The sequence below is a fragment of the Ideonella sp. P3_A4 genome (assembly GCF_056403075.1).
Genome location: NZ_JBFUGE010000199.1, coordinates 1 through 10,787, shown reverse-complemented (window position 1 = coordinate 10,787; position 10,787 = coordinate 1). Strand labels below are relative to the sequence as shown.

Annotated in this window: 8 protein-coding genes; 4 read left to right on the top strand and 4 right to left on the bottom strand. The window is 66.9% G+C overall.

Annotation, left to right across the window (positions count from 1 at the left end; all coding sequences use genetic code 11):
- The coding region (locus AC1DYI_RS17755; RefSeq protein WP_477205456.1) for a sialidase family protein at nt 1–1,735 on the top strand (1,735 nt) is incomplete at its 5' end.
- 50 nt (nt 1,736–1,785) lie between these two features.
- Here the strand turns inward: AC1DYI_RS17755 and AC1DYI_RS17750 are convergent.
- Nucleotides 1,786–3,072: an HD-GYP domain-containing protein gene (locus AC1DYI_RS17750; RefSeq protein WP_477205455.1), complete on the bottom strand. Its 1,287-nt coding sequence runs from the start codon at nt 3,070–3,072 to the stop codon at nt 1,786–1,788.
- A 360-nt stretch (nt 3,073–3,432) separates the two neighbouring features.
- Here AC1DYI_RS17750 and AC1DYI_RS17745 point away from each other — a divergent pair, with 360 nt between their 5' ends.
- Together AC1DYI_RS17745 and AC1DYI_RS17740 are read left to right on the top strand one after the other, a co-directional pair.
- Entirely contained in the window at nt 3,433–6,081 is a 2,649-nt protein-coding gene (locus tag AC1DYI_RS17745; protein WP_477205454.1) for a PAS domain-containing protein, read from the top strand.
- A 239-nt stretch (nt 6,082–6,320) separates the two neighbouring features.
- The gene (locus tag AC1DYI_RS17740; protein ID WP_477205453.1) at nt 6,321–6,689 is read left to right on the top strand and encodes a VOC family protein; all 369 of its coding nucleotides are present in this window, start codon (nt 6,321–6,323) and stop codon (nt 6,687–6,689) included.
- A gap of 13 nt (nt 6,690–6,702) precedes the next feature.
- Here the strand turns inward: AC1DYI_RS17740 and AC1DYI_RS17735 are convergent, their stop codons facing one another.
- From AC1DYI_RS17735 to AC1DYI_RS17725, 3 genes are all read right to left on the bottom strand, one after another.
- Nucleotides 6,703–7,407, bottom strand: a complete 705-nt coding sequence (locus AC1DYI_RS17735; protein ID WP_477205452.1) for an HAD family hydrolase — start codon at nt 7,405–7,407, stop codon at nt 6,703–6,705.
- A gap of 285 nt (nt 7,408–7,692) precedes the next feature.
- On the bottom strand, nt 7,693–8,457 hold the full coding sequence (locus AC1DYI_RS17730; RefSeq protein ID WP_477205451.1) for a formylglycine-generating enzyme family protein: 765 nt from the start codon (nt 8,455–8,457) through the stop codon (nt 7,693–7,695).
- Between the two features lie 57 nt (nt 8,458–8,514).
- On the bottom strand, nt 8,515–9,396 hold the full coding sequence (locus AC1DYI_RS17725) for a sulfotransferase (protein ID WP_477205450.1): 882 nt from the start codon (nt 9,394–9,396) through the stop codon (nt 8,515–8,517).
- Nucleotides 9,397–9,476: 80 nt separating this feature from the next.
- Here AC1DYI_RS17725 and AC1DYI_RS17720 point away from each other — a divergent pair, with 80 nt between their 5' ends.
- Complete coding sequence (locus tag AC1DYI_RS17720) at nt 9,477–10,613, top strand: ABC transporter substrate-binding protein (RefSeq protein ID WP_477205449.1); 1,137 nt, start codon at nt 9,477–9,479, stop codon at nt 10,611–10,613.
- The last annotated feature ends 174 nt before the right edge of the window (nt 10,614–10,787 follow it).

The window sequence follows — 10,787 nt, the reverse complement described above, 5'->3', positions numbered from 1 at the left end:
GGCTGCAGTCGCGTCGTTTCCGAACCCCGGCAACTACGTCGCCGACCCCAACGACACCTCGGGCTACAACTCGGACAACCAGGGCGTCTTGTGGGTTGCGTTCGACCCGCGCAGCGGTAGCCCGGGCAAGTCCTCACGCGTGATCTATGTCGGCGTGGCCGACAAGCAGAACGGCATCTATCGCTCCAAGGATGCCGGCGCCACCTGGGAACGGGTGGCCAACCAACCGGTGGGTTATCTGCCGCAAAAGGGCGTGCTGGAGCCGGTGAACGGTTTCCTCTACATCGCGACGAGCGACACCGGCGGGCCTTACGACGGGTCCAAGGGCGACGTCTGGAAGCTCGACCTCGCCAGTGGCGCGTGGACGCAGATCAGCCCGATCCCGTCGTCCAGCCCGGACGACTACTTCGGCTACAGCGGCCTCACCGTCGACCGGCAGAACCCGAAGGTGCTGATGGTGGCGACCCAGGTCTCGTGGTGGCCAGACGCCCAGTTCTTTCGCAGCACCGATGGCGGCAGCACGTGGACCCGCGCCTGGGAGTTCACCAGCTACCCGAACCGCAGCTTCCGCTACACGATGGACATCAGCGATGTACCCTGGCTAACCTTCGGCGCCAACCCGCAGCCGCCCGAGGTGTCGCCCAAGCTGGGCTGGATGACGCAGGCGGTCGAGATCGACCCCTTCAACGCGAATCGCCTGATGTACGGCACCGGGGCCACGCTCTACGGCAGCACCAACTTGCTCAACTGGGACCAGCAGGGCGGGCAGATCACCATCAAGCCGATGGTGAAGGGCCTGGAGGAAACCGCGGTGCTGGACCTGGTGAGCCCGCCGGCCGGCGCACCGCTGTTCTCGGCCATGTACGACGTGGCCGGCTTCCGGCACGACGACCTGAAGAAGGTGCCGGCGATGATGCACCTGACGCCCAACCTGAGCGGCAACAGCAGCATCGACTTTGCCGAGCTGAAGCCCGAGGTGATGGTCCGTGTGGGGCAGATCGACAAGGCCGCGAACCCCAACGTCAATCGCATCGGCGTGTCGGCCGATGGTGGCCACAACTGGTACCAAGGCCAGGAGCCGGCCGGCGGCGCGGGCGCGGGCGTGATCGCCGTGGCGGCGGATGCCAGCACGTTCGTGTGGAGCCCGTCGGGTGGCGCACCGGTGGTCTATTCGATCAGCCGCGGCAGCTCATGGGCGCAGTCGTCGGGCGTGCCGGCGGGTGCCCAGGTCCGGTCTGACCGCGTGAACCCAGCCAAGTTCTACGCGTTCGCCGGCGGCCGCTTCTACGTCAGCACGAACGGTGGCGCCTCGTTCGCTGCCACCGCGGCGACCAACCTGCCGACCATCGACCACGTGAAGTTCAAGGCCGTGCCCGGGCGCGAAGGCGACGTCTGGCTGGCCGGCGGCAGCGACACCGGCGTCTACGGCCTGTGGCATTCCACCGACGGCGGCGCCAGCTTCAACAAGGTGAAGGGCGTGCCGGAGGCCGACAACATCGGGTTCGGCAAGGCGGCACCAGGGGCGGACTACGTGACGCTCTATGCCGTGGCCAAGATCGGTGGCGTGCGCGGCCTGTTCCGCTCGGTGGATGCGGGCGCGACCTGGCAACGCATCAACGATGGCGAGCACCAATACGGCAACTTCGGAGAGGCGCTGACCGGCGATCCGCGCGTGTTCGGGCGGGTCTACGTCGGCACCAACGGGCGAGGCATCGTCGTCGGCGAAGCCCAATGAATAGCAGGCCACTGATTCCGCCGCGCGATGCGGCGGCGGCGAGCGCCGCCTCAGGCGCTCGTCATTTCGACCAGCCGCTGCACCACCGCGGCATCGGCCGGCGTCAGCTGCGCCGAGCGCAGCGTCACTTCGCGTTTGACTTCGCGCAGCCGCCACTGCAGCTCGCGCAGCACGATGGAGATTTCCAGCTGAACGTTGGCGTCCAGCTCGGCCAGTTGCGCGCTCAACGCATCGGGCTTGTGGCTGTCCAGCCCGGTGCTCGAAAACGCCAGGCTGATGCGCTGGCATCGCTCCACCGCATGTTCCAGCAAACTCTTCAGTGAAGCGCTGGCCGTCGGTATCTTGCTCACGATCAGCTCGCGGTGCTGGCGAAAGCGCTGCAACGCGCCGTAGACGGTGGTGACGCGCTCGGCCAGCTCCTGCACCGAGGCCACCAGCGCCGGGTCGTCGTGCGCCGGCCGGCTCTTGGTCTCGGCGTGGGCAGCGGTCGCCACCTTGTCGAGCAAGGCGCGGTTGAATTCGCCGGGAATGAGCTTGACCGCGACCGCGGCGCGCTCGGCGTGGTGGTTGCCGGCCTCCATCAGGCCCATCAGCATTTCGGCCATTGCCAGCACCTGGCCGGGCAGGGGTAGCGCGTCGCCGCGCAGGCCGCCGGGGTAGCCGAAGCCGTCGAGCCGCTCGTGGTGATGCAGCACCGCGCTGGCCACCTTGGCGCCGGCGCCGGGCATGTCTTTCAGCACGCGGGCGCCGACGATCGGGTGAGCGGCCACGTGCTTCCATTGCTGCGGCGTCAACCTGGCGCCGGGGGCCAGGATGGCCGGGTCGATGTAGGCCTCGCCCACGTCGTGCAGCAGGCCGGCCAAGAGCATCAGATCCATCGGCGGACCGCCGGAGACCTGGTTGGCCATCGCCGCGCTGACCAGTGCGATGCCCACCGCGTGCTCCAGCTTGGCTTGGCCTTGCGCGGCGTAGACGCTGAGCAATGAATCGACCTGCGACGTGAGGATCAGGTCACGCAGCGAGGTGGTCAGCAGCTTGCCGGTGGCCGCACCGCACAGCCGCGAAAGCAGAGGGTGGCGTTCGAGCAGCGCCTCGGCCACGCGGTCGATCTTGCGCGAGCCCACGCCTTCAACCACCCGCATCATGCTTTCCAACGGCTTGCTGAGCTTGTACTCGAGCAAGCGGTCGCGGGCACGGGCATCGATCCTCGCGCCCTTGGCCAGCAGCTTCATGCCGTTGCCGGCCATGATGTCTTCGCTGGCCTCGACGCCGCTGTCTTCCGACAGCGCCACCACCCGGTCGAGGTAGTGGTGGTTGACTTCTACGGCTTCATTCATGGCCGGTTTTGCAGGCCTTCCTCTTCGGAAAGTGCCCGCAGCTCCCTGTAACTTGTGTATGGCTTCGGCTTTCGGCCGACAAGCGGTACCGTTTACATCCACTTCTTCGGAATCGACGTCAAGCCGTGAATTTTTCCGCATGCCTCCCGTGGCCTTGCTCTTGGACTCGCGAGCGCTGCAGGGGCGGGAAAGTGCGTACGGCTGGTTGCACGAAGCCCTGCCACCTGCACGGGCGATCGTTCTAGACTGGCGACGGACAGGGGAGCCCACGGCAAGACCGACCACCTGGGGCGCCGAGGAGTGAACGCCGAAAGTCAGGCCAGACGCCGACGGTTGAGCGCGCGGCTGCGTGCCACCGCCGTGGCCTTGGCCCTGTCGCTGGCGGCGCTCGTCGCCGGGACGGTGATGTTTGCGCGCCAAGCCGAGACGGTGCTGGACGAGACCGCCAGCCAGGTCGACCTGAACACCCACCTGCGCCAGCTGCAGACCATCCTGGTTACCGTCGGCTATGCCGAAGCCGGCCAAAGAAGCTACCTGTTGACCGGGGCGCCGCGTGAGCTGGCGTTCTTCCGCGAAGCCGATCTGCGGCTGCCGTTGCTGCTGAACGACCTCGACGCGGTCGGCCAGGCCCTGCCGGCGCTGGCAGACCGGGTGCACACGGTTCACCAACTGGCCGCTGCCAAGTGGTCGGAACTGGCCGAATCCGTGCGGTTGATCGACCAGGGGCAGCCCGACGCGGCGCTGGAAGTCGTGCGCAATCACGCCGGGCAGGGCGTGGCTGAGGCACTGCACCGCGAGCTGCAAGAGTTGATGCGGCTGATGCGCATCGAGCGCGACACCTCCACCGAGCGCGTCGTGGCGGCCACGGCCTCCAGCAAGCGCCTGGCGATCTGGATCGTCGCGGCCCTGGCGGTCACCGGCACGCTGGCGGGTATCCAGATCAGCATGCTGCTGGCGATGCGCAACCGCTACGAGGGCGAGCTTTCGGCCAGCGAGCAGCAGCACCGCGCCATCGTCGAAGAGCAGCAGGAGATGATCTCGCTGTCGTACGTCGACGGCACGCTGAGCTATGTCAACCCGGCGTTCGCCCGGCAGTTGGGCCTGAGGGCGGCCGACCTGAGCGGGCGCAATCTCTACGATTTCGTCGACCCGGCCGATCGCGATGCGGTGCGGCGGCAACTGGCCGAGGTGCTCAAGACCGGCCGCACGATGTCCGGCGAAAACAGCATGCTCAGGCCCGATGGGCGGCCGATGTGGGTGGCCTGGGTCAACCGCGCCCACGACATACCCGGCCAGGCGCGCATGCTGCAGTCGGTGGGGCGCGACGTGACCCAGCGCAAGGAGCTGGAGCAGCGCCTCGAAGCGAGCGAGCAGTTCATCCGCAAGATCGCCGACAACGTGCCGGTGCGCATTGCCTATGTCGGTCGCGACGGGCGCTATCAGTTCGTCAACAGGGCCCACGCGCAGCGCTTTGGCCGGCCGGAGGCGGCCATCATCGGCCACACGCGCACCGAATTGACGGGGGGCCTCAGCGATGACGACGCGGTCAACGCGCGTCTGGAAGAGGCGCTGGAGGGGTGGGCCCAGCGCTTCGAGTATGAAGACCAGGTCAACGGCCAATTGCGCTGTGTCGAAAGCCAGCTGATCCCGGACCTGGGGCCCGATGGCGAGGTGCGAGGTGTCTTCACGATCGGGGTCGACGTCACCGATCGCAAGGCGGTGGAGCGGGCGCTGCGCGACCTGACCGAGGTGTTCGACAACACGCCCGACTACGTGGTGCAGACGGACTGGCGCGGCCACATCCTCTACCTGAACCCCGCCGTGCGGCGTGCGCTGGGCTTCCGGCCGGACGAGCCGGTCGGCGACCGCCATTTCAGCGAGTTCAATACGCCGCTGACCAACGAGCGCTTCGACAAGGAGATCATCCCGGCCGTCAAGCGCGATGGCGTATGGGTCGGCGAGGCCACGGTGCGCGGCGGCCCGGACCGGATCGTGCCGGTCAGCTACATGGTCATCGCGCACCGCGATGTGCGGGGCCGCGTGGCGCGCTACTCGGGGATCATGCGCGACGTGTCGGCCGACCTGGCCGCCCGCCAGAACCTGGCGCGGCAAACGGCGACGTTGCATGCTGTGGTCGAAGCGATTCCGGCGATGGTCGGCGTCTGGGGCGTCGACACGTGCTACCGGCTGGTCAACCGCGCCTTCGAGCGCTGGCGCGGCCGCAAGCGCGACGAGGTGATCGGTCGCTCGATCGAGCAGGTGGCGGGGCCAGAGGAGTACGAGCGCATCCGGCCGTGGGTGGCACGTGTGCTTGCGGGCGAGACGGTGAGCTACGAAAAAGAGTATCCCGGCGCCGAAGTCGGCAAGCATGCCAGCGTGACCTATGTGCCGCTGCGGCTCGAAGACGGCACGGTGGACGGCTTCATCGGCGTCGCCCACGACATCACCCGCCACAGCGAAGAGCGCACGCGCCTGCTGGCACTGGCCGAGCGCGACCCGCTGACCGGCCTGCTCAACCGGGCCGGTTTCGATGCCTGGCTGGTGCGGCAGGCTGAAGCCGGCGATGGTGCGACGACGGCGGTGCTGTTCATCGACCTCGACCGCTTCAAGCCGGTCAACGACACCCATGGCCATGCCGTCGGCGACGAGGTGCTGATCCTGTTCGGCGGTCGGCTGCAGCGCCTGGTGCGGCCGACGGACGCCGTGGCGCGGCTGGGCGGCGACGAGTTCGCGATCGTGCTGACCGGCGTGACGGAGCTGGGCCATGTCGAAGCAGTTGCGCGAAAGGTCAGCGACGCCGCCGCTAAGCCATTCCACGTCGGCGGCCTGCGCCTGACTGTGGGCGCCAGCGTGGGCGTGGCTCTCGATGCAACAGGCGAGGGCGGTTGGAAGGGCCTGATCGCCCGCGCCGACGCGATGAGCTACCGCGTCAAGGCGGCCGGGCGACGGCAACGGCGGCGGTCCTACGAGCGCGACAGCGGCAGCTTCGATCGGCCTGAGGCCCGTTGAACCGCTACACTGCGGCCGTCGAAAAAGGCAGGGTCGGTTTTCGGTAAGCCCGACCCCTCTCCAACCCCGGAGAGCTCTGCTCCATGCCCGAAGGTCGGGCGTGAGAACCCACGACGAACCTCGGCGCCTTGATCATGAAAGATCTGCGCGCCGCAGGCTCGTCCGTGTGGCCAGCAGCTGCCTTCATCGCATTGCACCGCCATCCAGCCGAGCCTGTCGGATCCACTGGAGAAACTGCAATGCAACTGAACCATCTCGACTTGTCGGTGCCGGACGTTCCCGCCGCCGTGTCCTTCTTCGAAACCGCCTTCGGCTTCACGCTATTGAAGACCAAGGGTAACGACGGCATGGCCATTCTTCGCGGCGATGGCGGCGTGGTGCTCGTGCTGACACGGGCCGCACCAACGCCGGGCCCGCTGTACCCGAAGACCTTTCACATCGGCTTCTTGCTGCCTTCCGAGGCCGCGGTGTGGGACGCCTTCCAGCGCATGAAAACCGCGGGCATCGAGCTGCCGCAGGAGCCGCAGACGATGCGCGGCAGCCTGCTCTTCTACTGCCACGCGCCGGGCGGCATCCTGGTCGAGGTCGGGCACCGGCCGATGGACTGACGCGCAGCTTCAGTCAGCCGCCGGTGTGGGCCAGGATCGCATGCAGCGATTCGACCGCGCGCCGGCCGCTGGCGCGGTGCAGGCCACTGCGGTCGAGCAACGTCGCCTGCAGGCCCGCTTGCAGCGCGGCGTCGTAGTCCAGCTCCGGCGAGTCGCCGATCATCAAGGTCTCTGCGGCCTTGGCTTCGAAGCCTTCGATCACCGTGTGGAAGGCGCGGGCCGAGGGTTTGCTGTAGCCGATTTCCTCGCCAATGGCGATCGTGTCGACCAGGCGGCCCAGGCCCGTGGCTTCGAGCTTGCGGCGCTGGCCATCGGACGGGCCGTTGGTCAGGATCGCCAGGCGAAGGCCTTGCGCGCGCAACCTTTCGAGCGTGGGCCAGGCGTCTTCGTACAGCCTGGGCGTGTCATTGACGCAGTCCATGAAGATCTTGTTCAGCTCTTCGATCAGCGCCTCTCGTGGCTTGACGCCGAGCTGGACAAACGGATCGGAAAAGCGTCGCAACCTGTACTGCGCACGCGTTAGCAGCCCTTGCTCGAATTGCACGAACAAGGGGCGATCGCAGGCTGCGCAGGCCTGCAGGTAGGCGGCCGAATCGTGGCCTTCCTGATCGAGGTGTTTGCCGAGTTCGGTGTAAGCGAGTTGGCGGGTCGTGGCGAAGTCGATCAGGGTGTCGTCGAGATCGAAGATCACCAGGCTCACTGCAGTGTGGTCGTTCATGTCAGTGGTCCATTGTTGCGACGCTTGTAGAGACTGCTGAGGTGGTGGCGGCAGGGCGGTGGCGGTGCCCCCGTTCTCCGGCCCACGCTCGCGGGGCACTGTCGCGGCATGTCGCGTTCAGCCGCATCAACACGGTGGTGCCCTGGCGACRTTGGGGCGACCGCGAATGGGGCCTGCGCCCGGGGACACCACCACCGCCCTGTTGCGGCGGTCGCTGGCATGCCACGCCTTGATATGCCACGGGGCTGCCCGCCACGCTCCAAGCGCCGTAGGTGGAGCTTCATCCTAGTCATCCCAAACGGTACGGATGCCGATGGTGGTGGTGCCCAGGCGCTCCCATTTGCCGCGCATCGCGGCGATTCGCAGGTGATGGGGCCCCTTGCTCCACGCGCCGCCTTTGATCACCCGTTCGCCGGGCAGCCCCCCGGCCGGCGCTTCCAGCCGGTCCTCGCACCATTCGCTGAGGTTGCCGGCCAGGTCGTAGAGCCCCAGGTCAGAAGCGGGGAAGCTGCCGACGGCGCTGGTTCCGCCCAGGTGTTCGTCGAAATTGGCCAGCGCCGGGGTCGGGTCGAGGTCACCCCAGGGGTAGACGCGGGTCGGTTCGTTGTTCGACGCGATGGCCTCCCACTCCGAGCTCAGCGGAAGCCGGCCGCCCAGCTGCTGGCACAGCAGCCGCGCGCCTGCCCAGTTGATGCCGCAGACCGGATGCAGCCGCTGCGACGGTATGCACGCCCAGCGGTGCGCCCTAGGCTCGAAGACGAGCGGGCATCGCGGGTTGTGGACATTGACATAGCGGTACGCCGTTTCCCCCTCGGGCGGCAGGCCGATCTCGTTGAGCAAGGCGACGGCGGCTTCGCACGTCAGCAAGGTCGCTGCTGCGCGCAGCGGCCTTCCGTTCGCCAGGCGGGACGTTCGCGGTTTGAAACGCACCGCATTGGCCACATAGGCATGAACCACTTCGTTTCTCATGTTGATTTCTCCCTTCACACAACCGCGCGACGATGCCAATACCTCCAAGGTTTCGGGGCAACGCCAGGAGTCGACGACCAACCGCCCGAAGGTCGACTCACCCCTCGAGGCAGAGGCTGCTGAGCAGCCACGCTCAACTCAAGCGGGTACGCGCTCGCCGGCGGCGTGCAACACCTCCTCGATGACCTGGCACTGGCGAGGGCTCAGATGCGCTTGCCACGCATTCGCCACGTCGCCGCCGCGCCGAAAGGACGAAAAAGTGCCGCCACGGCTGTCGGTGGCACGCTCGTGCATGAAGCTCAGGGGCGCCGGGTGGGGCGCCACGCCGAGCAGGCTGGTGACCTTCATCAGCTCTTCGGCTGGATTGAGAAGCAACTCCTCGAACGGCAGGACGCAGTGTTCGAACGCGCCAATCGAGGTGCGCGCCAATTCGTAGCGGACGACCACGCTCATCGCCACCAGTTCGGCCGCCAGGGCCTCCTGTTCATGGGCTCGAAGGTGGCTGGCGTAAGCCGGGAACAGCCGCTGAAACACCGGCGGCACCGTGTCCTGGTAGCGCCAGAAGTTCATCAGGCCGCTGCGCAGCACCGAGTTGACGATTGCACGGGGGTCACGGCGCAGGAAGACGACCTTCAGCGACGGCATGAAAGCCTGCAACCAGCCCAACTTGCCAAAAAGTACCGTCTCTTTGAATCCGACGGTGCGCCGCTCGGTTGAGTGCAGCAGATAGGACCGCAGCTCGATCAGATAACCGCGCAGTTCGGGCTCTTCGGCCAGGCTGGCGTGCAGCCTTTCGGGGTCGTAATCCTTGGCATCCCAGCGGGTCAGATCGCACTGGCGAAACAGGCCGGTGTGCATCGACAAAGGCTCGTTCAGACACTCCAGAGCCGGGTGCGCCTGCAGGACGTCATTGAGGAAATTCGAGCCAGACCGGTGGTGGGCGAGGACCAGAAAGGGTGCACGGCGAGAACTCATCAGGCGGCCACCAAAAGTATGACAAGTCTCGTGGTGGCGCTTCATTGGAGACCCATAACCCTTTGCGACGCACGCGAAGCCCATGCTCTTGTCATGGCATTTGGGGCAGGGTTGTCAGTCGCTGCATGGACCCCTACGCTCTACTGGCGCGAGTATGTCCACCGTGCCGACGTATCGATGGTTCGGTGGCACCCGCGCCAGGGAGATCAGAAAGCATGAATGCTTCGGTCAGGCCTCGTCAGGACGGCCGCCTGCACAGGCGTCTGCTGGCGTGGGTGGTGCTTGCAGGCCTGCTCTTGCTGTTCGGGGCGGCGTTTGCCATTCACCTTGTCAGGTCCGACGGGCGTTCCACACCGAACGACCGTCTGACGATTGCCGTCTCGTCGACGCCCCATGCGGCCTTGCTTCATCTGGCCGCCGCCAAAGGCTATTTCGCCGAAGAAGGGCTGGATGTCGTGACGACGCCTGTCAGCCATGGCAAGGCCGCGCTCGAACTGCTGACGCAAGGCAAGGTCGATCTCGCGGCAGCAGCCGAAGTGCCGTTCGTCATTTCGGTCTTGCAAGGTGAAGACTTCGCCATCGTTGCCAGCATGGCCAGCGTGGCCACCGAGATGGCGCTGGTGGCGCGGCGCGACCGGAACATCGCCGGGCCGCGCGATCTGGTGGGCAAGAAGGTCGGCGTCACGCTCGGCACCAGCGGCGAGTACTTTCTCTGGGCCTTGCTGATCCGGCACAAGGTGACACCCGACCTCGTCACGATGGTCGACCTGCCCCCGGGCCAGCTCGTGGCGGCGCTGGAGCAGGGAACGGTCGACGCCGCCTCGACGTGGCAGCCCGTGCGCCAGAGTGCAGAGGTCGCTTTGGCCGACAAGGGGGTGACGCTCGCCGAGCCCGATGCCTACACCGTGACGCATGTGCTGGTGGGGCGCACCGCGACGCTGAAAGAGCGTCCGGCCACGATGAAGAAAGTGGTCCGGGCGCTGCTGAAAGCCGAGGCGTATGTGCGGAAAGAGCCTGCCGACGCGTTGGCGCTGATGGCCGATCGTCTGAAGCTGACCCCCGATCGCCTGCAGCCCACCTGGAAAGAGCTGGACTTGCGGGTCGACTTGCTGCAACACCAGCTGGTGACGCTGGAGGACGAGGCGCGCTGGGTCATGGCGCGCGGCTACGCCAAGGACGGGCCGATCCCGAATTTCCTCGCCAACATGTCCATGGACGCCCTGTCTGCCGTGCGGCCTGAGCGCGTGACCGTGGTGCATTAGGTCATCGGGCGGGCCACATCATGAAGATCAGCACCAAAGGCAGGCTGGCGACGGCCACCGTGCTGGGCGCGATCGGCCTGATCGCGGTGGCGACATGGTCGGCGATCGATGAAGTCGAGCAGGCCGACAGCCAGCGTCGGCAAACGACCGAGATTGCCCGCGCGCTCAATGGCC